A 23,476-nucleotide genomic window follows, 5' to 3' on the forward strand; every position below is an offset into this window, starting at 1 on the left:
CTTTAGCTTCTTTAATCAGGAAGTTAAAATAAAAAAATGGAAAGAAGGAAGTAAAAATGAAAAAGGTATTCTTTATCTCAGGCGTGTTTACTGCATTAGTGATTTCTTTTAGTTTCTTTGGTGGAAGCAGCGTTGAGGCAGCACAAGCAGGTACGATCAAATCAAATGCAGATATTACATTCGCTTTAGACAATTCAACAACGTCCCCAGTGAATCCAACCGATCCGACACAACCTGTGACACCAAATCCAGCAGATCCTCATCAGCCTGGAACCGCAGGCCCATTGAGTATCGACTATGTTTCTAACTTTCATTTTGGCACACAGCAAATTAAACCGGGAAGTGCTACATACTATGCCCAACTGGATCAAGTTCAAAATAGTGGAGGAAATCTTATCAGTGTACCAAACTATGCGCAGGTAACAGATAAACGTGGGTTGAATTTAGGGTGGAAGTTATCAGTAAAACAAGATGCACAATTTGCGACAAGCGATACGACGCCAGCAGTTTTAGATAATGCTGTTTTAAGCTTTCTAGCCGCGACACCAAATTCAACTCAGTTGATTGCTTTAGCGCCAGTTTCAGTGCCAGTGATCTTAGACCCAACAGGTGCTGCAACGTCTCGAGTAGCAACTGCTGCAGCTTCAACTGGAATGGGTACTTGGACGCTTGCCTTTGGTACAGGTGCAAGTGCTGCACAAGGGGTGCAATTAACAGTGCCTACAGCAACCAAAAAGGTCGCTTCAAGCCAATACAAAACAACACTGACTTGGATTTTAGATGATACACCATTATAGATAAGACAGATTTAAGTAATTTCTGAAAAGAGTACAATTCAAGAAATGAATCGTGCTCTTTTCAATTACATTAAAGGTATCTAAAAGGAGTTTTTATGATGACTAAGAGTAGGTTAAAAAAAGCTTTCGCACTAATTTTATTCTTTATTTCTTTTGTTGCTGGTCATAATGTCTATGCGAATGAAATGGATTTTTCTGTAAGAGCTATTTTACCTGAAAACCAGCGAAGTCAAGATGCCAGTTATTTCGATTTGAGGGTAACACCCGGACAAAAACAAACGCTCGATATCGAATTGACCAATGATACGGACCGTGATATCACGGTCGTCACTTCTGCCAATTCAGCGATTACCAATGATAATGGAATCGCTGATTACTCTCATAAGAAGACGAAAAAAGACCCATCAGCTGCAATAACGTTTAGTGAAATAGCGCAGATGCCGGAAGAAATCGTTTTGGCAAAAAAATCTAAAAAAATTGTAGAATGTATCATTACAATGCCGGAAAAATCATTTGATGGTTATGTTTTAGGCGGACTATACTTTGAACAGAAGAAAGATGAGGCAGAAGAAACGAATAAAAATGAAGCCGTAGCTATCGGGAATCGTTTTTCTTACGTCGTTGGAGTTTTGCTGAGTGAAACGGATCAGGAAGTGAGACCAGAGTTAGCTTTGAATGAGGTTAAGGCAGACCAGTTCAATGGAAACAATATTGTCACGATGAATATTCAGAATAAACAATCAGCAATGATCAAAAAGCTGCAGGTAGATGCAAAACTTTATTATGAGCAGGAGAAAAAGCCGCGCTATGAAAACCATCAAGAAGCTCTGACGATGGCTCCCAACACCAATTTCAACTATCGAATCGATTTAAAAGAACAACCCTTTGTAGCAGGGAATTATACAGTAAAAATCAAAGCGAATGATGGCTACAAAGATTGGACTTGGGAACGGAAATTTGACATAAAAGAAAAAGAAGTAAAAAAATATAATGCAACAGCTGTGAATTTACCTCCTGAACCAAAAAAACAATTCCCTTGGGTGATCGTAATCAGTGTAGGAATCGGACTTCTTATAGTTATCATTGGCATCATTTATTATTTCAAACAGAAAATGAAGAAGACGCAGCAAGTGCACCAAGAAAAATATGATGAATTGAAAAAGAATCTCGATCAATTAAATGAAAAAGAAAAATAGATAAGTCCGAATATATCACGTAACTTAAAATAGTTAAACAATAGTAACAGAATGCAAACATAAATATCACAAATTCTTCACAGTTGAGCAGTATTATTAGTTCATACCAAACAAACAACCCTAACAAAACACTTTTTCATTTTTAACTCCTTGCCCGCCCTTCCCCGAGGGTGGGCTATTTTTTGTTAGATTTCCGTTTATTAAAAAAATCATCTGATTTATCTTTTGACATACGAGATAAACCAGATGAAGCAGAAATAGTAGTATTTAATTCGTAACGATCAATGATCAAAAATTAGGCCATATCCTAAGGCACAAACTTCTCTAATATAAGTTTTGATTTTTGCTGAGGATCTTGAAACAGCTGGAAGCCCGCTAATACTAGAAATTCCTAAGCGTTTGGCTAATAATTTTGATCGATAGATATGAAAATCGCTAGTTACGATGACCGTTTTGCCGAGTGATTGTTTTTTTTGTGCATTCTGAATGTTTTCTTTGGTTCGGGTAGAGGTATCCTCTTTTAAAATTTGAGTGTCGGGAATTCCCTTGACTCTTAAATATTCAGCCATGACATTTGCTTCACTATCAGGCTCATCAGCTCCTTGGCCGCCGCAGACGATCACTGTTGCTTCTGGGTGCTCCTTCAGATAGGGAACCGCGGCATCAAGTCTTTCTTTTAAGACAGCACTTGGATAGGCATTATCTTTTGAAGAACCTTTGACTTGCGCACCTAAAATCAAGACAGTATCTGGATTCTTTATGGGTTGATCCTTTGTCCCGCTAAAAATCATTGCTAGAACAACGGCAGCATATATTGTTCCAATACCAATTATTATGACCACGATTTGTTTCATCCTTTTCACCATACCACAACCTTTCATTATTCAGTTTAGTAGATAAACGAAAGTAGTGGCGGGCAATTTATTTTATTTAAACTATTTTTAACTTTTTTTAGAAAAGCATAATATCGTTAGTCATTTATAGTACACTATATATGACTTGAATGAAAGGGGAGAGACATATGAGAACAGAGCAAGAAATGCTTCGCTTGATTTTAGATACCGCTAAAAATGATTCTCGAATCTTAGCTGTAGGAATGAATGGTTCAAGGACAAATCAGCGGGTGCCAAAGGATACATTTCAAGATTTTGATATTGTCTATATCGTTGATGCTGTTGCCCCATTTATTGAGGATCAAGAGTGGATCGATCGCTTCGGTACACGTTTGATCATGCAGACGCCAGAAACTATGACGTTGTTCCCTGTAACTAAAAATGGACGTTTTACATATTTAATGCTTTTTGAGGATGGAAATCGGATCGATTTGACTTTGTGTCCAAAAGAGCAGGCAAACAATTGGAATGAGGGAGACCGTTTGGCGGAAATTTTATTGGATAAAATACAGATACTGCCTATTTTATCTCAAGCGACAGATCAGGATTATTGGGTCAAAAAGCCGACACAAGAAGAATTTTTGGATTGCTGCAATGAATTTTGGTGGGTGAGTACTTATGTAGTCAAAGGACTGTGCCGAAATGAATTACTGTATGCTGCTGATCATCTATATGAACATTGCCGCAAAGAGCTTTTACGATTGTTGAGCTGGCAAGTGGGGGCAGAAAATGATTATGCAATCAGTGTCGGGAAAAACTATAAATATTTGCCGAACTACTTGTCGGATAAGCATAATGAGCTGTTGTCAAAGACGATGAGGATGTCAAATAGTGAACAACTATGGGACTCTTTGATTTTACTACAAAAGGCATTCTGTTCTTACGCACGAATTTTTTCACAAATGAACCATTTTGGTTATGATCATAGTCAAGCAGAAAAAGTAATGACTTACACAAAAAAACACTACTTATTATCAGAAAACAAGCAGTACTGAAGGAATAGAAGGATAAAAGAACATTAAGAGTTTATTTTACTTAAATCATTTATAAATAATTTGGAAATTAGTGAAAGTTATTAGAAAATGGGCTTTTTTCCTAGCCCTGATGTGTGGTAGAATGATAAGTGCACTGTATCAAATTTTGATACATACGATTTCCTTTATATTTGAAAAAAAGTAAAATTAAGCATTTATACATATAAAATAAATTTTTCTCATATATAAGCAAATTAATTGAAGATTGTCAGAATTTTAACTACACTAATCGAATAAAGCTACTTATTTTATATTCGTGAGATATTTTAAACAATTAAAGGAAGCATGGCTTCTTTTCTGCTATTTTAATTAGGGAAACGTATTGAATCAAAGTCAGCATACAAATCATAAAAAAGGAAGATAGCTCAATGGAAAATGAAGAAACAGTCAGCCGCTCAGCTAAGAATGGAAGAGCCCCTCAAAATAACAATCATTCAAACAAAAAGAAAAACCGTTGGTTAGTACCGGTTGTCGGCTTACTGATCGGTTTATCGTTGGTATTTACAGTTGGTCTCTTTTATTTTCAATCTCATTTTTTCGTCGCTGCTAAAGCGAATGGTGTAGATATCGGGTTCTTGAGTGTCAAGGATGCAAAGAAAAAATTAGAGGAATTGAACAAGTCTGAGCCAGTAGTGATCAAAGCTGACGGCAAGGAAGAAACGATCGAATTACCTGAAAAGTATGAGATCACAGAAGAATATTTGAAACAAAGCATCAGCAATCGTTCCATCAAATTGCCAATCAATGAAGATTATAAAAACGAGCTGAAAAATAAGCTGGGTGCACTTTCATTCGCAGAAGGAACACCAAGTCAAGATGCTAAAGTCGAAAAAGTTGATGGTGTGTATCAAATCGTGCCAGAACAGCTTGGAACAACGGTGGATAAGGAAGCCTTGATCGCTCAGGTTTTGAAAGACATTGACGAAAATAAAGGCACATATGTTTATGATGTGAAAGACTTCTATCAAAAACCTGCTGTGACTAAAGATGATAAAGGGCTGCAGGATAAATTAGCGGTATTATCTAAAAAAGAAAACAAGTCGATCACTTTAGATATCAATGGTGAAAAATTGACACTGACTAAAGAAGAATTACAATCATTTATGAATGAGTCAGGCGATGTTGATCCAAATAAAGTATATGCTTGGGTAGAACAAACAAATCAAAAATATGGTTCGATTTTCAAACCAATCATTTTTACAAACGTTCATGGTGTAACAACGAAATATAAGAACAATGGCAGCTACGGCTGGGATATCAATATGCCGCAAACAAGAGATTTGATCGTTCAAGCAATCAATAGTGAAAAAGAAACAGAAGAAATCACTGTACCGATCGATGGAGATGTTACTCAATCATCAACGGTCAATAAAGATTATGTTGAGATCGATTTAAATGATCAAAAAATGTATTTCTTTAAAGATGGTGCTAAAGTCGTTGAAACCGATGTGATCACTGGTCGTTATAATAAAGGAACGGCAACTGTTCCTGGTTTCCATACGATTTTATATAAAGACACAGATACAAAACTAGAAGGTGAAATGCTGGATGGTTCAGAGTATAGTGTGCCAGTAAAATATTGGATGCCTTTGAAGAGTTATGGTGGTGTAGTCACACAAATCGGTATTCACGATGCTGATTATAAAGCTGAATACTTTGGAAACAAAGAAGCCTATAAGACAAACTTTGGAAGCAACGGATGTATCAATACACCGGGAGATGCTGTTGCACAAATCTTTAATGGTGCGTATGCAGGAATGCCAGTCATTATTTATGGACATATCTACGATGATGCTCCAGGAGAATTTGATAAACCAGTTGATTATGGTGAACCAGCGTAAGAGAACAAAAAGAAGTCCTTTATGGGCTTCTTTTTCACTAGTATAGGAATGGAGGAAAATGAACGGTGAGTGTGTTTGATCGAATTGCTTCACATTATGATTCACCAAAACAATTAGAATTAGCTCAAATGATTCTAAACGAACTTGAAAGGCATTTAGGACTGACAGCTGGAAAAACACTTTTAGATTACGGTTGCGGCACTGGCTTGATCGGGTTACAATTAGCTGATCGATTTGAACATGTACTTCTTGTGGATCCATCTAAAGAAATGATCAAAATCGTCGATCAAAAAGTTGAACAGATGGAACTAAAAAATACTAAGACAAGTGTAGACTATTTTTCTAGTGAACATGTTCCGCAACAAAAAGCGGATATGATCATTGTTTCGTTGGTTCTGCTGCATATCCCAAATACACAAGAAATTTTAGAAGCTCTGTACCAAGTGTTAACGCCAGAAGGAGCTTTATTGATCGTTGATTTCGATACGAATGAAAAGGTCAGTCATGAGAAGGTCCATAATGGTTTCGATCAAGTGGAACTAAAAGCTGAACTAGAAAAAATTGGTTTTCAGACAGTTCAAAGTAAAACATTCTATCACGGAGAAGAATTGTTTATGAGACAAGATGCCTCAATGTTTCTTCTTCGTGCTGAAAAATAAAATAGAAAAGAGGATAAAAATATGCCATTTGTACATGTAGAATTAATTGAAGGACGATCCGAAGAACAATTGACGAATATGGTGAAAGACATTACAGAAGCTGTTGAAAAAAGTGCTGGTGCGCCGAAAGAGAATATTCATGTGATCGTGAATGAGTTAAAAAAAGACCGTTATGCTCAAGGCGGCGAGTGGAAGAAATGATCTGTTTGAATTAATGCTTGCTTTTTATTTAAAGAAGTGTTTAAATTAATTCATAAATGATTGATGAGAAAGACAACTGAACTTGCGGGCAGTCTATTAGAGAGGGAAATCTCGGCTGAAAATTTTCCAGACCAGCACAAGGAATGACCACTTTTTCCAACCTTTGTCGAAGCAAAGGCGGTCGTACCGTTAACACGTTTGAGGAACGTAGCTATTTGCTGTGTTTAAACATTAGGTGGAACCACGAATTTTTCGTCCTAGTATTCGATTATATGATCGAATGCTAGGACTTTTTTTATTTCAACAAATTTTTGAAAAAACTACTGTGTGTCAATCGATCTTTTCAATCATAAACATTCTTAAGGAGGAAACAAAATGTCAATCAATATTACATTTCCAGATGGTGCAGTCAAAGAGTTTGACGCTGGGTCATCAACACTGGATATCGCTAAAAGTATCAGCAACAGTTTAGCTAAAAAAGCTTTAGCTGGGAAATTAAACGGAACATTAATCGATCTAACTCGTCCGATCGAAGAAGACGGAAGTCTTGAAATCGTGACACCTGATCATGAAGATGCGTTAGGAATTTTACGTCATTCGACTGCGCACTTGATGGCGAATGCACTTCGTCGTTTATTTCCGAACATTAAGTTCGGTGTCGGTCCTGCAATTGATTCGGGTTTTTATTATGATACTGATAATGGAGAGAATGCGGTAACGGCAGAAGATTTACCAGCCATCGAAGCTGAAATGATGAAGATCGTGAAAGAAAATAACCCGATCGTTCGCAAAGTAGTCACAAAAGAAGAAGCACTGGAATTGTTTGCTGATGATCCATATAAAGTTGAGCTGATCACTGATCTGCCTGCTGATGAAGAAATCACAGTGTACGATCAAGGTGATTTTGTTGATCTTTGCCGAGGCGTTCATGTACCGTCAACTGGACGAATCCAAGTCTTCCAATTATTATCTGTAGCTGGCGCTTACTGGAGAGGGAATTCTGATAATCAAATGATGCAGCGGATTTATGGAACAGCATTTTTTGATAAAAAAGAATTAAAAGAATTTATCAAAATGCGTGAAGAAGCGAAAGAACGTGACCATCGTAAATTGGGGAAAGAGCTAGACTTATTTATGATTTCTCAAGAAGTTGGTTCTGGATTACCGTTCTGGTTGCCAAAAGGTGCAACGATTCGTCGTACGATCGAACGTTATATCACTGATAAAGAAATCAGTTTAGGTTATCAACATGTATATACACCGATTATGGCAGATGTGAATTTATATAAAACTTCTGGTCACTGGGATCATTACCATGAAGATATGTTCCCGCCAATGGATATGGGTGATGGCGAAATGCTCGTTCTTCGTCCGATGAACTGTCCGCATCATATGATGGTCTACAAAAATGATATCCACAGTTACCGTGAGTTACCGATTCGAATTGCTGAACTTGGTATGATGCACCGTTATGAAAAATCAGGCGCATTATCTGGCTTGCAACGTGTGCGTGAAATGACCTTGAACGACGGTCACACATTTGTTCGCCCAGATCAAATCAAAGAGGAATTCAAACGTACATTAGAGCTTATGGTAGCGGTGTATAAAGATTTCAATATCGACGACTACCGTTTCCGCTTAAGCTATCGTGATCCGAACAATACGGATAAATATTTTGATGATGATGCGATGTGGGAAAAAGCACAGGAAATGCTGAAAGCTGCTATGGATGAAATGGAACTGGATTACTTTGAAGCTGAAGGAGAAGCGGCCTTTTATGGACCTAAATTAGATGTTCAAGTAAAAACTGCTTTAGGCATGGAAGAAACGCTATCAACTATCCAATTGGACTTCTTATTACCAGAACGCTTTGATCTAACTTACGTAGGTGAAGATGGTGAAAACAATCATCGTCCAGTTGTTATCCACCGTGGGATCGTATCAACAATGGAACGTTTTGTCGCATACCTGACAGAAGTTTATAAAGGTGCATTTCCAACTTGGTTGTCACCGATCCAAGCGACTGTTATTCCAGTTTCTGTAGAAGCGCATTCTGATTACGCTTATGAAGTGAAAAAACGTCTACAAGAACAAGGCTTACGTGTTGAAGTAGATGACCGTAACGAAAAAATGGGTTATAAGATTCGGGCTTCTCAAACACAAAAAGTTCCTTATCAAGTTGTTGTCGGCGATAAGGAAATGGATGATGCAACTGTCAATATCCGTCGCTATGGTAGTAAAGAGACGGATGTCATGGATCTAAATATCTTTGTAGACAGTATGGTTGCAGATGTGGCAAACTACAGCAGAAGATAAACAATGCTTTGATCAGAGAAACAGTGCAAGGGTAAATTCCTTTGCGCTGTTTTTTTAGAACAAAATTAGAAGAAATTTTAAATATTTACTTAGTAAGAGGATTCCCTCTATTTTTTTTTGCATTTTTTCGTTACAATAGAGGGGCAAGACTTTTCTCATATGGAAGGACTAGGATAAATGAAAAAAATGAGCTTTTTAGATAAATTAAAAAATGAAAATGAAGAACCAGATACACAGCGGACCAAAAAATCCCATATCCCATTTCGATTGAATCTATTATTTTTCGTCATCTTTGGATTGTTTGTCGCATTGATCGTCCGCTTAGGTTATTTACAGATCGCAGAAGGACAGGAATATGCTCAAAAAGTCGATGCCAATTCGACTCTGAAAATCAAAAGCAGTGCTCCACGTGGGCAAATTTATGATGCTTCCGGCAATATTTTAGTCGGCAATAAATCAAATTTAGCTATCACCTATACTCGCGGGAAAAAAGTGCAGGCAAAGGATTTAGTTGATATTGCGTATAAGGTAAATGAGTTGATCCATGTACCAGCGGATGAGCTAACAGAACGTGATAAGAAGGACTTCTGGCTGGCAAATCCAGATAATCTAAAAACGGCACAAAAACGTTTGACGGATAAAGATAAAGTGGATGAAAAGGGCAATGCTATTACCGATGAAGGTACGTTATATGTCAAAACCGTGGAAAAAGTTACTCCGGAAGAAATCAATTTCGATGAGCAGACGATGCAGGTCGCGACTATTTTCAAACGGATGAATGCTGTTCAAGAGCTAAATACAGCCTTTATCAAAAACGAAGGCGTGACACAGGACGAGATCGCAATTATTGGAGAACACACATCAGAAATCGCTGGTGTTTCAACAGGAATGGACTGGGATCGTGAATATCCACATGAGACAGATCTGACAAGTATACTTGGGAAAGTTTCTTCTGAGAAAACTGGACTGCCTGCTGAGGAAGCCGATGAATACTTAGCAAAAGGGTATGAGTTGAATGATCGTGTCGGAACAAGCTATTTAGAAAAACAATACGAAGATGTTCTTCAAGGCAAAAAATCGATCTCAGAAGTAACACTGGATAGTGAAGGGAATATCGTGACGCAAACACCGATTTCTAATGGTGAAAAAGGCGAAAACTTGAAATTGACGATCGATATGGATTTTCAAGCAAGGATCGATGCAGTTGTTCGTGCACAGTATCAACAGCTTTTAGCAACCGGAAATGCCAATTACTCAGATGGTGCCTATGTCGTTGTCATGAATCCTAAAAATGGAAATGTTATGGCCATGGTTGCTTTGGATAGAGATCCGGCAACGAATGAGCTGACTTCTAATCCATTGGCAACGATCAATAAAGCATTTGAACCAGGATCTGTAGTAAAAGGTGCAACGATTTCTGCTGGTTATGAACAAGGTGTGATTTCCGGGAATGATGTACTGATCGATGAACCGATCCAAATTTATGGAAGTAAGCAGAAAGCTTCGGTGTTTAACAATCAAATCGTAGGAAATCAGATTCCGTTAACAGCAGAAAAAGCGTTAGAATATTCTTCGAATGCTTATATGATGAAATTAGTCTTGAAAATGATGAATACAGACTATGAATACAACATGCAGCTGCCGTATAAAACAGGTGACCCAACACTATTTGAAGTTTTACGTAAAACATTTGGGGAATATGGTATGGGGGTCTCAACAGGGATAGACTTACCGGGAGAAGAAACTGGACTTTCAAACAAAGCGTTCAATGATCCTGAATATGCACCAATGCCAGGACATTTACTTGACTTATCTTTTGGTCAGTATGATACGTATACAGCGATGCAGCTTGCTCAATATGCTTCGACGGTTGCAAATGGTGGTACGCGGTACGCACCACGTGTTGTTGAAGGCATTTATAACAACAATTCAGATGGTTCGATCGGTGAGTTAAAAGAAGCTATGGGACCAAAAGAATTAAATAAGGTGGATATCACACCGGAACAAATGCAAATTATCCAGAATGGTTTTTATAATGTAGTTCACGGCAATGATACCTTTACTACGGGGCGCTATATGCAGGGAGCAGCTTTAGATATTGCAGCAAAAACCGGTACGGCGGAAACTAACGTAGGAGAACATATTACTGTAAATAGTAATGTTGTCGCTTATGCACCATCAAATGACCCTGAAATCGCTGTGAGTGTGATTCTACCGCATTTAACAAGTGAAAGCAGCAGACCAAATCAATCGATGGTAACGGCGATCGTAAATGAGTATGCAGCCTACAAAGCTGAAAAAAATTCGTAAAGTAGTTTTCCTTTACAAATTTAGCTAAAAGGGTAGAATTTCATGAATAAACATGGTATGATATTTGAGGCTAAGAAATATCTTAGGAATACGAAATTAGATATAGGAGGGAAAACACATGCGCGTAAACATTACTTTAGAATGTACTTCTTGTAAAGAACGTAACTACCTTACAAGCAAAAATAAACGTAACAATCCTGATCGTTTGGAAAAACAAAAATATTGCCCACGTGAAAGAAAAGTTACTTTACACCGTGAAACAAAATAAAAAATTTATTTATGAGCTCAAACCCTTGTCGTATAAGGGTTTGAGCGTTTTTTGTTTGTTTATAAATAGTTTTGAATACCATCAGCTAAAAATTAGCAAATCTAATTAATTTTTTAACAGTTTCTTACTTTGTTTTATCAGTCAGATGGGTATAGATATCCATTATTTCTGTAATGGAACTATGTTCAAGCAGTTCTTATGCTTAACTACAGCTTTAAAAAGCATATAAAGCAAATACAATTAAATAGAATCCTTTCACGGCACGTATAACCTTTTTTAAACTATTCATCACATTATGACCGTTTTTTATCAAAAATTATCGAGATTAGTAAATAATTTGATGAAAATATTCTGCACGATATGTTAAACTATTATGGTAATCCATTTCGAATAAAAAGGGGAGAATGAACTATGGCAGGAGATCGCATTAAATTATCACCACAAGAACTAAAAACCTCAGCAACTAAATATACGGATGGTTCAAACCAAGTGAACGACATTTTACAGAAGTTACAAACAGAACAAGATACAATCCAAGGAAACTGGGAAGGATCAGGTTTTGATAGTTTCAACGATCAATTCACAGCGTTAAAACCAAAAGTGAGTGAGTTTGCAGAATTGTTGGAACAAATCAACAAGCAATTAAACGAGGTTGCCCAGATCATGGAAGAAACAGATCAAAATATATCTTCTGCAATTGGCAGAGGGCTATAAAAGGATAAACAGGAGCTGTAAAGTTCCTGTTTTTCTCTAGAATAAGCAAAGCAGGTAAAACTCAGTTGCTTATCTTGTGTACATAGACTGGAGGTCATAACGTTGAATAAGAAAAAAATGATGTTAGTCATAATAGGAGGAATATTTATGGCAAGTGTATTGAGTGGCTGTGAAACAAAAGGTAAAGCCGAATTAGAACAGAGTTTCGATAAGGTGTTATCAGTTTATCCAACAAAGAATTTACTGGATTTTTATGACATGGAAGGATACAGAGATGATGAATTTGACAAAGATGATAAAGGTGTATGGTCGCTTATTTCTAGTATGAATATTGCGCAAACAAAAGAGTCACCTATGTACAGTGAAGGTATGGTGTTACGGATGAATCGAAATACTCGAACTGCGAAAGGATATTTTTATCAATCGATGTATGCCAAAGACATAGAGGATGATACGGAAGAACGATTTCCTGTAACTTATGATGAAAATGGGTTTCATCTAACAAACGAGGTTTCTGATCCTAAGCTAAAAGAGAAAATATTGAACTTCCAATTTTTTGTACAGTATGGCTCATTTGAAAAACTAGATCGTTATGAAAATATAAAAAAAATGTATAACCCAGAAGTTCCTATGTATAACCTTGAGTATCGATTAACAAATGACGATGCAAATGTAAACGAACTGAGAAAGAGATATGATATTCCAACAGAAGAAGCTCCCACCTTGTCATTGAGTGGGCGGGGTGATTTAGAAGGCTCTTCTGTGGGGGCGAAAGAATTGACGTTTCAATTCTCAAAAGATCCGTCAGTTTATTATAGAGCATCGATAGATTATCAACGATCAAGTGAGGAGGATATGACAAATGAGTGACTATCAATTAAAAGATAAGGGACTTAAAGGAAATTCAGAAACAACAAGTGCAGTTTCTGCTATTGCTTATGAGATAGAAAATGGTAAATATGCAGGGTTAAAAGAAGATCGGATACGTGACCAAATAAGAGAGTTTCAAAAAAATAATAAGTTCCCTCAAAATCTCGAATACGTGGACTCATTTTTAAATAAAGATACAAGTTTAAGCGGTGTCGCTTTCAGAGATCGTAATACAGGCATTGTTACGGTTGGTATAGCGGGGACAAATGCCGACAATGGAACGATCGATTCAATGAAAGATTATCTTGCCGATGCTTCAATCGCGTTCAATGGGTCAAACCCATCGTCTAATTATTTTGCATCTGGAAATGATTTTATCAATAAATTGCAAGAAAAATACCCCGTAGGTACGATCACAGGACATTCAAAAGGCGGAAGAGATAGCGTTATTTTAGGTGTGGGAAATGATATCCCGAATATTGTAACGTATAACCCCGCCCCAGTTTCACATGATTATTTACAACTACTAACCACTTTTAATAGTCCAATCTGGAAATTAGGCGAGCGAGCGTTTTCTGCGGCTGATATGAAACAACGCTTCTTTGATTATAAAGGAAATGTGATCCATATTGCCTCCAGTAAAGATATGTTGACGGGGTTGTCTGATCTTGGTAAAGCATATTATTTTGGGCAACGGGTAACGATCCCTAATGGGAAAGGGCATTCGATTACAGGCTTCTTGACAGACAAAGAACAACAGTTTATTCGCTCATCTTTAGGAAAATATACAACAGTAAATAAAATTATTGGTCAACAAATGGCAGAAGCTTCTACGAGGCAGAAACTAAAGGAGCTTTCAAATTTAAAAAAGAAATTTCTAAAACAAGGTGGCGGACGTCTGACTTCTTCACAAGAAATTTATTTAGATGCTTCCGAAGCGTTAGCGTTAACTCGTGGCATGAAAGCAACCCTCCAAGTAACACTAGATGGGTTAAAAGTAGCATATAAGCAAGCAATAGCGGATAAAGACAGACACTGGATAGATACTTTATCTGATGCGGGGACGGTGGGTTCTGTTCTTTCTAGCGGGGAGCAATTAGAGAGCTTAAACCAAGGTAGGGCAACTGAGGAACGCATACGCCACCAACCTAAGGCAGAACTTGAAGCATCCCTTGCGAAATTAACCGCCCATGAAGAGAAATACGATCAATTGATTGAACAGACTAAACAAGCAATAGACGAACAAATACAGGCAGATAAAAGTTTGGCGCAACTGGTGGGGATAAATTAAGATGGAACAAGAAAAACAATATAGAAGAGAATTAGAGCAGGTACAGGACGATTTTATCCGAGAAAATAGAAAGATTTCGGATCAATTTGACCAACTTTTTCAAGAAAAACAACGTTTCATTCGAGAGATGGAAGAGACAGGTAATGCAGTTCGTTATACGCTAGGAAGACATGAAGAACAAGCTCCGATAGAATTATCTCAGGTGTATCATCTTATTGATGAGGCACAGGAAGAAGGTCTTTTTTTGGCGAAAGAGCAAGAACGATTGCTAGAAGATAAGCAAGAAGAAATTGCCTTCGAGCATAAAAAACAAACACTTGGCTATGAAGAGAAAATGATCGCTTGTCAAAAAGAGAGGAGTGAGGCAGATGCTTGATGATGTCGGCAAAGCATTTAAAGAGATTCAGAAAAAGTTACAAAAAACGATTATTCGCACAGTTACGGCTAGTCAGCATGTCACGATCTCTGAGAATGCAAAATTAATCACGAAGCAAATGGAAACAGTAGCATTTGATGAAATACAGGCGGATAGTAGTGCCTATATAGAGAAATTTAATGCGACAGCAAAAGGACAATGGGTCAAGACAGCTCAGCAATCATTTAAAGAAACTGCCAAAGGGTTTGAACAATAACTATACTTGATGTTCTAAAATAAGAGTCTTGATTTGAAATGAATGGGCCGTGTACCATGAATAATGGAAATAGGGTCTTTTTTATGTTTAATTATAAATTTCCTCCATTCTTCATCATATCATTATTTCTATTTGCCATTTCATGTTATATTTTAGAAAAGAATGTAAAGGTGAAGCATATGGATAAACAAATAATCGAACATGCAAAAGAATTATTGGCAACGTGTGACTCATTTTTGCTGTCCACAAATGATCGGAACGGATTTCCAAATACGATCGTAGTGTCAAAACCCATCATTAGAGCGAGTTTTTACAATCTTAAATTTTATGTAAATGGTAATGGTCAAACAGTGGAAAATATTCTGCATAATAAAAAAGGCAATGTTTGTTGCTTTGATGAAGCCAGGCATGAAAGTGTTTTGTTAAAAGGGATTTTCAGCGTTGAGGACATCGAAGAATTCAAACTACTCAAAGATCGTTTGAATCACTATCAAAAAGAGTTGAATCATGAGAATCCAGTCGTTCTTTCTTTTGAAGTCTATACTGTGAAGGTTCATTCTCAAACAAAAACCTTTTGGAAAGATGTGGATGATTTTGATGATCATTGAAGGATGAGCTAAATCAAAATGATTTACAGCTGATGATTTTTATTGAGCAAAAGTTATTTACAAATTGAAAATAGTTCATGAGTGCATGAAATCTCTGAAAGGAGGTTTTGTGCATTTTTTTATGCTATTAGATTAAGTTTAAGAAGTCAAACTGTTTCTTATTTTCCTATATTTACTTTAAAAACATCAAATATCCATTGCTTTACGCTGTAAATTCTTTATACTCTAATTAGAGGGACAACTGTTATTTAATAAGGAATGTAAGGATGTCATTAAATGAACGTTCATCTCAAAGGGTAGGTACAAAGGTGTTGGAGGAGTTTCTATGAAAAAATTGATTGTTATCATTAGTTTATGGGTACTTTTTTTTCCTAGTATTTCTTATGCAGAAGACGTAACGGACTCTTCTGAAAGCAAGTTTGATTCGTCGAATGAGCTGTCGAGGAAATATATGCGAAAACAAGTACTCAATGGTAAGACAACAAAAATCAAAAAGAAAAAAGGAGAGACGTATTTAACATTTCCATTTGAAAAAAGACCATATCAGTATTTTGCAAATTTTGTACTAAATAGTCCAGCCAATGTTTATGCTGGATTTGTAGAGACGATTTATTATAGAGATAAGCTCAAAGTCAAACAAATCTACTATGAAAAGAATCCCGTTCGCACGGATAAACTAGGTATTTTTACAACAGATTTATATATCATTTCAGAGGATGATGAAATCTATCACTATAAAAATATTCCCTATGTGGTGAGTAGTGATCAGCCAACGGCTTTTTTTTCTAGCATCGATTTTGATAAGGAAAAAACAAAGATATCTGGAGAGATAAAAATGTTTGCTTCTAAAAGTACCTATCAAGTAGAGCTGTTTTATACAGATCATGATGAGTATCATTATCAGGAAGTTGTTGTAGAAAATAATGGAAAATTTACGATTGATCTAAACCGAGAGGGTCAGCCAGGTAAAATGTATCTAAGAGCCAGTGATGGTTTAGGAAACTATGCGAATGCCCTCGATATTTTAAATGAAGGGCGGACGACATATCAAATTTCGCAAAAAAAATTACAGGAGATAGAAAACAGCTATAAAACGCCAGTGCGTGTGAATAAAATAGTGGCAGTCGCATTATTGATGTTAAAATGGCTATTGGGGCTATTTGCAGCAATTTTGATATTGTTGCGTTTAAGAGTTATTCTAAAGAGAAGAAAAAGACGCAGACTGCGGAAAAAGCAGTTTCGTTGAATCATCGATGAAGGAGTGATAAGAGTGAAAATCAGTATTCGACATCGCTATATCAAAAAAATTCCTGTACTGGAAGTTGTTTCAGAAGAAGAAAAAAACAAAGCTTTGCCTTTGGTCGTCTACTATCATGGCTGGCAGTCGGCTAAGGAATTATCATTGACTCAAGCACGAAAATTAGCGAGAAAAGGGATGCGGGTGATTTTACCGGATGCTATGAATCATGGTGAACGTAAAACAGGTCCTGTATCACCGATTCCGTCTGTGACATTTTGGTCTAGCATCCAATACAATATCATAGAGTTTTCACAACTGATTCGTCATTTTGAAAAGCTTGAGCTGATCGAAAATAATAAAATAGGTGTAGGTGGTGTTTCGATGGGCGGGATCACGACGTGTGCTTTACTAACTCAGCATCCGAAAATCAATACGGCAGCCTGTATGATGGGAACGCCAGCCCCCTTACGCTACATCGAACGGGTAATGGAGCGGGCAGCTGAAATGAATTATTTTGTACCTAAGGATTTGCCGTTACTGCAAAGTTGGGTCACACATTATGACCTATCAAAAGCACCTGAAAAAATAGCGGAACGACCTGTTTTGTTCTGGCATGGTACGAAAGATCCTAAAATTCCCTATGAAGATATGGCAGACTTTTATCAGCTGATTTCAGATGAAGCTTATGCTCGAAACAGTCGTTTTATGACTGGCGAAGGAGAAGGTCATCTAGTGAAAGGTGAAATGATGGATGTTGTGGCAGAATGGTTTGAGGAGAATTTAAGAGACTAAAGCAAAGTATTTTCCTCTGAATAGCAAGAAGCAGCCTGTTCAGATTTAGTGTGCGGAACAAAATCGATCATTCGTTTTGTTCCGCACTTTTTAAAATAGCTCGTTTTAATTCATTGAAAATATGCGTTAATAATGGAAAATGAAGTTCATTTCTTAGAATCGCTCTTGACAAACTTTCGCGTATTATGAATAATGTAAGGGGTTGCGTTTATTGGAGATAGGCAAATGAATAAAATGGAAAACTGTACGAATGTAAATCAAATGTACTCGATTGGTGAGGTGGCAAAGATTTGTAATGTTTCCCGCAAAACATTGCGTTTCTATGAACAATTGGGCTTGTTGACGCCAGATCATGTTAGTTTGGAAAATGGTTACCGTTATTATACGGAAAAGACTATGAATTTGATTCCTGTCATCAAGTATTACAAGCAGATGGGCTTTAAGTTACAGGAAATGGGTAATGTGCAGAACACTGGAGACTATTTTTATCAAGAGACGAATTTTCTAACGAAGCTGTCTGAGTTAAAACGAGAAGAACAACGTATTCGTAATAGTTATACAGCCGTCTCAGACTGGATCGGTTTGTTGAGAGAAGGATCGATCGCAATTGAAAATCAGCTGCAAAATGTCAATGTGAAATATTTGGACCGTGAAAGCTATGTATTTATGGAACAGGATTTTTGTTATAACTATATGGATGCGGTGATCAATATTCCTTGGGTCAATTATTTGGAGGAGCAGGATTGTGAAATTACGGGTCCTGTGATTCTTCACTTTGAGAACTGTGAGGAGAAAATGGCCTGTAAGTCCCGTAAAATGAATGTGATGCAAAAACCTGTCAGTATTGCAAATAGTGAGATGCCGACGACTTTTTTTGGTGGCCAGATGTTTTTATCCAGTTATTATTTAGGGGATCCAGCTGAGATTTGTCAGCAATATAAAAAGATGCTGTTATGGGCAAAGGAACATGATTATCAATGCTCAGATGAGGTGTATGAACGTTATGTGATCGATTATTGGTCTACCATGAATGTTGATAATTTTGTGATCGAACTATTGATTCCAGCGGAAAAAAATAGAAAATAGGATTGTGAGATCGGCTTGTATGGATTTTGTAACTAACAGAGTCCATGGAAGTCGATTTTGTTTATCAAATAAATAATTATTGAAGGTTGCCCTTAAGGGCAACCTTTTTTTATTGTTATAAAAAGTATATTCGGAATTGTTTTATCAGAGTTTTCTTTTACTTTTTACGTTATTTTTGGATTGTGCTTCCTCTTTAAAAGTGAAAAAATGAGCAAGATAGATTTGCTCAGAAATCGATCATGTGAAAAAAACAACAAATTCTGTATCAACGCAAAAGAGTTGTTCTTTTTCGATAAGTAAAATCAATCTAATCATTTGATTGTTATAAAACACGGTTTCCATTATATTTTGCGTACTATAACAGGAATAGATTCTCATTTATACAGGATAATTGAGAAGGGAAAGCTGTATTACCCGGTAAAAGATGTGTTTCAGAAAAAAAATCTTCTTGACTGCTCCCTTAAGGTAAGACTGTAAAGTGAGTGATAGAAGAAATGAAACCGTTTTACGGTAACTATTTTAGGAGGAACAAACGATGAAATATGATGCATTAGGAATGGTAGAAACAAAAGGATTGATCGGATCGATCGAAGCAGCAGATGCGATGGTCAAAGCAGCAAATGTTTCTTTGATCGGGAAAGAATTTGTTGGAGGCGGAATCGTTACTGTGATGGTGCGCGGAGATGTTGGCGCAGTGAAAGCAGCGACTGATGCTGGCGCAAGTGCTGCTGAACGTGTAGGAGAGCTTTTATCCGTTCATGTGATACCACGCCCACATGGTGAAGTGGAAAATATTTTGCCAGCAAATAAAGCCAAATAAATAGTTAGGGGAAACGTCAATGAATAGTGAAAAAAGTATTCTGAGTGCAAGTTCAAATGCAGATCTAAAAATGAAAGAAGTTAGCAAAGGATTTCAAGTCAAGGGGATTACGAACGGGCTTGTTTCAGGGATCACTTATGGGATCTACTCTACTTTAGTTGTAGTTGCCAGTGGTTATGATCCGCTGATCAGTGCTGCAGGATTTTTAGCTGCGCCATTTGTTTGTTCAGGGTTAAATGATTTTTTTGCTGGTATTTTTCTTTTATTTTATAACGCAAAGCATGGACGATTAAAGGAAATAATTCGCATGGTAAAAACAAAGCCGGGAAAAATGCTTGTGATCGGGTTCTTATTAGGTGGGCCGATCGCAAATGGGGCTTATCTTGTTGGTTTAGCAATGGCTGGCGCTTATGCGATCCCAATTTCTGCTACCTGTAGTTTGTTCGGCGCATTGTTCTCATGGATTTTCTTAAAGCAGAAGCCAACAGCAAGAATTGTTTTGGGAATGGTGGTTTGTGTGATGGGGGCGATCGTGATCAATATGGTCAAACCAGAAGGCGCACCGAATTTTACATTAGGAATTATCTGTGCGTTGATTGCAGCTGTTTCTTGGGGTTTAGAAGGAGTCTTTTCAAGTTTCGGCGGTGCGATGATCGATACAGATGTAGCAGTCAACTTACGTGAATTAGTATCTGGTTTATTCGTGATGATTTTGGTTTTACCGTTTGTTGGTGGTGTAGGCTTATTATTTAAGACGTTAGCTGCTGGGACACCAGTGATGTGGTTGTTATTATCTGGACTAAGCGCAGGAATTTCTTTCTTGACCTGGTATAAAGCGAATGCGATGGTGGGGACTGCTGTTGGGATGTCGCTGAATGTAACGTATGCATTTTGGGGCGTGATCTTCAGTGTGATCTTCTTAGGTCAAACAGTTACACCGACCATGGTCATCGGTTCGATCGTAATCGTGATCGGAGCGATTTTAGTTACGATGAATCCGTTGGACTTCTTTAGAAAGGGGGAAGCGTAAATGCTTTTACCTAGCCGGACAGCTGTACTGAATCAAATGTATGATCAACGAGAGTTAGACGTAAAAAAGATCATGGAGGAATTGAAACCTCAGTATGGGCATGAGAAGCAGTTCAATGAGAAATTATATTTAGAGCATTTAATGGCTTTAGAAGCCAATGGTCTAGTTGAATTGACGAATTATTGTTTAGATGATCAGGAAGAATTGATTATGTCGTATACGATCACAGAGGAAGGCCGAACGACAGTTGAGAAATATGTAGATAAAGTGTACAGAGTGATGTAATGATTTAGCTTGTTATGTAGAGAAATTTCTCTGAGAGAATGTGAATTGTGAATGAGCCAAAGGCGTCTCAGTTGGGATTTACTATTTTCTTTTGAAATTATTGAGTCAGCTTGGCTCTTTGATTGTTCAGCTTCATGGGCTAGCTCTTCGGAAAAAAGACAAAATTGATTTGTGACAAAGAGAGTCACAATCAAATTTTCCTATTTTTCAGTCAGAGCTGAATGAGCCCATTCAGCTTTTATTTTATCTAGTTTCATAGGCTAAACTCTCGGAAAAAAGATAAATTTTAAATGAGCCAAAAAGCGACTCAGTTAAATTTCCTATTTTTCAGTCGAGTTTTATTGAGCCTACTTAACTTTTATTTTATCTAGCTTCATGGGCTAGCTCTTCAGAAAAAAGAGAAAATTGGTTTGTGACAAAGAGAGTCACAATCAAATTTTCCTATTTTTCAGTCAGAGCTGAATGAGCCCATTCAGCTTTTATTTTAGAAATGGGGGATTGTATTTGGTTTATCGTGGTGAAGAGGCGTTGGGGCTTATTGAGACTGTTGGTTTGGTTCCGGCGTTGAAAGCGTGTGATGAAATGTTGAAAGCAGCAGATGTTGAGCTGGTTTCCTATGAAAATATTGGTTCTACTTTAGTTACGATCATGGTCAAAGGGGATGTTGCTGCTGTTGAAGCTTCGGTTTCAGCAGGTGCTCGGGCAGCTGAAGCGATCGGCACTTTGACTGCGCAAAATGTGATGCCAAGACCGATTCCGTCTGTTGGGGACATTGTTTCTGTCCATGCAATAGATGTGTAGATTAAGGGGGAAATAAATGAAAACCTTTGAAGCGATTGGAGCCATTGAAACTTTTGGCTTAGTGTTTGTCTTAGAAGCATGTGATGCGATGTGTAAAGCGGCGGATGTTGAATTAGTTGGTTATGAGAATGTCGCATCCGGCTATATTTCAGTCATTGTACAAGGAGATGTAGCTGCTTGCCAATCTGCTGTTGATGCAGGGATCAAAGCAGTAGAAAACTTAGGTGCGGAGGTGTACAGCTCAGTTGTGATCGCTGGTCCGCATATCGATTTGAACAAAATAATCAGCCGTTATCAGCTAAATAACCTTTTAACTGAAGAGGAGGGAGATGCAGTTTAGATGCAGCAAATAGATAAGGATCTGTTATCGATACAAGAAGCGCGAATTTTAGTGGAAACAGCCAGAGATGCACATTATTTGATCAAAGATTACGGACAAAAGCATTTTGATCAAATCCTCAAACAGCTACTGGAACAAATAAAACCTGAAATCAGTAAGTTCGTAGCATCTGAATTGAATGAAACAAAGTTAGGTAATTCAAAAGATAAGGAAGCATTGATCAATCAATTTCTAGAAGCGTTGACTGAAGATTTGCCAAAACAACAATGTATTGGAGCACTTGCGAAAGATTCTGCGGGGAATATTTTACAAGTGGGTGTACCAGTCGGTGTGATTCCTGTCATTTTATCAAATGAAAATGTTGTATTAAATACATTATATAGCTTGATCATCGGTATTAAATCAGGAAATGCACTAGTGGTGATTCCTCATTCGAATGCATGTAAGACAACGTATCAGATCGTCAGAAAAGTGAAGCAAATTTGTGAATCAAACGGTTTACCAAAAGGCTGTTTAACTTGTTTAGAGCAAGTGACGGAAAATAGTGTACAAGAAGTGTTGAGTCATCAAGATACTGCGATGATTTTGGTTATCGGAAATTCAAAATATACAAACGCGACCACCAACCAAAAACCAATTATTTATGGCAGTTCGGGCGCAACACCTGTTTTTATCGAACGCTCAGCTCCGATCCAATCAGCTGTGAACGCGATTATTCAAAGTCGCTCTTTTGATGGCGGCTTATTACCTGGTGCAGAACAATATTTGATTGCTGAAAGTGTGATCGCCTCAGAAGTAAAAATGAAGATGAAACAATATGGGGCTCATTTTTTATCTAAAGAAGAAGAGCTTAAACTTTTACATCTACTTCAGCCAAAAGAGAATCAGATCAATCCAGAGTGCATTGGGAAAAGTGCATTTTGGTTAGCACAAAAAGCTGGCTTCTCTGTTGACTCACAAATCAAAGTGTTAGTTTCGGAACAACAATACCTTCATGAAGAAGACCCGTTTACTAATGAAATGAAATGCCCAGTTTTAGCCTTTTATTTGGAACCAGATTGGATCCATGCTTGTGAAAAATCTATTCGTCTATTGAAAGAGAAAAATCATGGTCACTCTTTAGCGATTCATTCCCAAAATACGACAATTTTAAATGAATTTGCTTTAAAAAAACCTGTCGGACGAATGATTGTCAATGCACCAGCGGGATTTGCAAGTCTTGGGCTGAATTCTAACTTGCCGTTATCGGTTATCTTAGGCGGGTTTACGACAGGACGAGGGATCAGTGCTAAAAATATCACAGCAGCTGATTTAACTTACAAACGGCAAATCAGTTATCCGATTCAGATCGCTGAGTCAACAGTAACAGCAGAACCTGTTGATAAACAATTATTAGAAAAAGTATTGAGGAAAATATTGGAAAAATAAAATGGCGTAAAGTGAGGGAATAAA

The 23,476-nt window shown here is 37.3% G+C and carries 25 protein-coding genes; 24 read left to right on the forward strand and 1 reads right to left on the reverse strand.

Going from position 1 to position 23,476, the window contains the following annotated elements:
- Nucleotides 1-56: 56 nt before the first annotated feature.
- Nucleotides 57-797, forward strand: coding sequence for a WxL domain-containing protein (locus A5889_RS13260; protein WP_087639277.1), 741 nt, complete (start codon nt 57-59; stop codon nt 795-797).
- Between the two features lie 98 nt (nt 798-895).
- Nucleotides 896-1,993 (forward strand): DUF916 and DUF3324 domain-containing protein, encoded by a 1,098-nt coding sequence (locus tag A5889_RS13265; protein ID WP_217884287.1) that lies wholly within the window; start codon nt 896-898, stop codon nt 1,991-1,993.
- Between the two features lie 281 nt (nt 1,994-2,274).
- Here A5889_RS13265 and A5889_RS13270 read toward each other — a convergent pair whose 3' ends face one another.
- Complete coding sequence (locus A5889_RS13270; protein ID WP_422389704.1) at nt 2,275-2,835, reverse strand: YdcF family protein; 561 nt, start codon at nt 2,833-2,835, stop codon at nt 2,275-2,277.
- 179 nt (nt 2,836-3,014) lie between these two features.
- On the opposite strand from A5889_RS13270, the gene A5889_RS13275 reads away from it, so the two are divergent.
- The 22 genes from A5889_RS13275 (at nt 3,015) to A5889_RS13380 (ending at nt 23,452) form a co-directional block, all read left to right on the forward strand.
- Nucleotides 3,015-3,881: an aminoglycoside 6-adenylyltransferase gene (locus A5889_RS13275; protein ID WP_087639278.1), complete on the forward strand. Its 867-nt coding sequence runs from the start codon at nt 3,015-3,017 to the stop codon at nt 3,879-3,881.
- Nucleotides 3,882-4,288: 407 nt separating this feature from the next.
- Entirely contained in the window at nt 4,289-5,761 is a 1,473-nt protein-coding gene (locus tag A5889_RS13280; protein WP_087639279.1) for a L,D-transpeptidase family protein, read from the forward strand.
- Between the two features lie 65 nt (nt 5,762-5,826).
- Nucleotides 5,827-6,420, forward strand: coding sequence for a class I SAM-dependent methyltransferase (locus tag A5889_RS13285; protein WP_087639280.1), 594 nt, complete (start codon nt 5,827-5,829; stop codon nt 6,418-6,420).
- Nucleotides 6,421-6,441: 21 nt separating this feature from the next.
- Nucleotides 6,442-6,621: a 2-hydroxymuconate tautomerase gene (locus tag A5889_RS13290; RefSeq protein WP_087639281.1), complete on the forward strand. Its 180-nt coding sequence runs from the start codon at nt 6,442-6,444 to the stop codon at nt 6,619-6,621.
- Nucleotides 6,622-6,996: 375 nt separating this feature from the next.
- Nucleotides 6,997-8,937: a threonine--tRNA ligase gene (gene thrS / locus A5889_RS13295; RefSeq protein WP_087639282.1), complete on the forward strand. Its 1,941-nt coding sequence runs from the start codon at nt 6,997-6,999 to the stop codon at nt 8,935-8,937.
- Between the two features lie 177 nt (nt 8,938-9,114).
- Nucleotides 9,115-11,247 (forward strand): peptidoglycan D,D-transpeptidase FtsI family protein, encoded by a 2,133-nt coding sequence (locus A5889_RS13300; RefSeq protein ID WP_087639283.1) that lies wholly within the window; start codon nt 9,115-9,117, stop codon nt 11,245-11,247.
- 118 nt (nt 11,248-11,365) lie between these two features.
- A complete protein-coding gene (rpmG, locus tag A5889_RS13305) occupies nt 11,366-11,515 on the forward strand; it encodes a 50S ribosomal protein L33 (RefSeq protein ID WP_002296119.1) in 150 nt (49 codons plus the stop codon).
- 411 nt (nt 11,516-11,926) lie between these two features.
- Nucleotides 11,927-12,229 (forward strand): WXG100 family type VII secretion target, encoded by a 303-nt coding sequence (locus tag A5889_RS13310; RefSeq protein ID WP_087639284.1) that lies wholly within the window; start codon nt 11,927-11,929, stop codon nt 12,227-12,229.
- A 120-nt stretch (nt 12,230-12,349) separates the two neighbouring features.
- Nucleotides 12,350-13,099 carry a tandem-type lipoprotein gene (locus A5889_RS13315; RefSeq protein WP_087640381.1) on the forward strand — a complete coding sequence of 250 codons (750 nt, stop codon included), beginning with the start codon at nt 12,350-12,352 and terminating at the stop codon, nt 13,097-13,099.
- Nucleotides 13,092-14,390: a hypothetical protein gene (locus A5889_RS13320; RefSeq protein WP_087639285.1), complete on the forward strand. Its 1,299-nt coding sequence runs from the start codon at nt 13,092-13,094 to the stop codon at nt 14,388-14,390. Before A5889_RS13315 ends, A5889_RS13320 begins: the two co-directional genes overlap by 8 nt.
- 1 nt (nt 14,391) lies before the next feature.
- On the forward strand, nt 14,392-14,766 hold the full coding sequence (locus tag A5889_RS13325; protein ID WP_087639286.1) for a hypothetical protein: 375 nt from the start codon (nt 14,392-14,394) through the stop codon (nt 14,764-14,766).
- Nucleotides 14,759-15,022, forward strand: a complete 264-nt coding sequence (locus A5889_RS13330) for a hypothetical protein (protein WP_087639287.1) — start codon at nt 14,759-14,761, stop codon at nt 15,020-15,022. The genes A5889_RS13325 and A5889_RS13330 overlap by 8 nt, the downstream gene beginning before the upstream one ends.
- Before the next feature lie 179 nt (nt 15,023-15,201).
- Nucleotides 15,202-15,630: a pyridoxamine 5'-phosphate oxidase family protein gene (locus tag A5889_RS13335; RefSeq protein ID WP_087639288.1), complete on the forward strand. Its 429-nt coding sequence runs from the start codon at nt 15,202-15,204 to the stop codon at nt 15,628-15,630.
- A gap of 325 nt (nt 15,631-15,955) precedes the next feature.
- Nucleotides 15,956-16,876 carry a hypothetical protein gene (locus A5889_RS13340; RefSeq protein WP_087639289.1) on the forward strand — a complete coding sequence of 307 codons (921 nt, stop codon included), beginning with the start codon at nt 15,956-15,958 and terminating at the stop codon, nt 16,874-16,876.
- Between the two features lie 24 nt (nt 16,877-16,900).
- Nucleotides 16,901-17,662 (forward strand): alpha/beta fold hydrolase, encoded by a 762-nt coding sequence (locus tag A5889_RS13345; RefSeq protein ID WP_087639290.1) that lies wholly within the window; start codon nt 16,901-16,903, stop codon nt 17,660-17,662.
- A gap of 225 nt (nt 17,663-17,887) precedes the next feature.
- Nucleotides 17,888-18,748 (forward strand): MerR family transcriptional regulator, encoded by an 861-nt coding sequence (locus A5889_RS13350; protein ID WP_242585674.1) that lies wholly within the window; start codon nt 17,888-17,890, stop codon nt 18,746-18,748.
- A gap of 535 nt (nt 18,749-19,283) precedes the next feature.
- On the forward strand, nt 19,284-19,568 hold the full coding sequence (locus A5889_RS13355) for a BMC domain-containing protein (RefSeq protein ID WP_087639291.1): 285 nt from the start codon (nt 19,284-19,286) through the stop codon (nt 19,566-19,568).
- A gap of 19 nt (nt 19,569-19,587) precedes the next feature.
- Complete coding sequence (locus A5889_RS13360; RefSeq protein ID WP_087639292.1) at nt 19,588-20,598, forward strand: DMT family transporter; 1,011 nt, start codon at nt 19,588-19,590, stop codon at nt 20,596-20,598.
- Nucleotides 20,599-20,883: a hypothetical protein gene (locus A5889_RS13365; RefSeq protein WP_087639293.1), complete on the forward strand. Its 285-nt coding sequence runs from the start codon at nt 20,599-20,601 to the stop codon at nt 20,881-20,883. It abuts the gene before it with no gap.
- Nucleotides 20,884-21,345: 462 nt separating this feature from the next.
- A complete protein-coding gene (locus A5889_RS13370) occupies nt 21,346-21,684 on the forward strand; it encodes a BMC domain-containing protein (RefSeq protein ID WP_176372725.1) in 339 nt (112 codons plus the stop codon).
- Between the two features lie 16 nt (nt 21,685-21,700).
- The gene (locus A5889_RS13375) at nt 21,701-22,024 is read left to right on the forward strand and encodes a BMC domain-containing protein (protein ID WP_087639295.1); all 324 of its coding nucleotides are present in this window, start codon (nt 21,701-21,703) and stop codon (nt 22,022-22,024) included.
- Entirely contained in the window at nt 22,025-23,452 is a 1,428-nt protein-coding gene (locus A5889_RS13380) for an aldehyde dehydrogenase family protein (RefSeq protein WP_087639296.1), read from the forward strand.
- Nucleotides 23,453-23,476: the final 24 nt, after the last annotated feature.

This window comes from Enterococcus sp. 9D6_DIV0238 (assembly GCF_002174455.2).
GTDB lineage: Bacteria > Bacillota > Bacilli > Lactobacillales > Enterococcaceae > Enterococcus_L > Enterococcus_L dunnyi.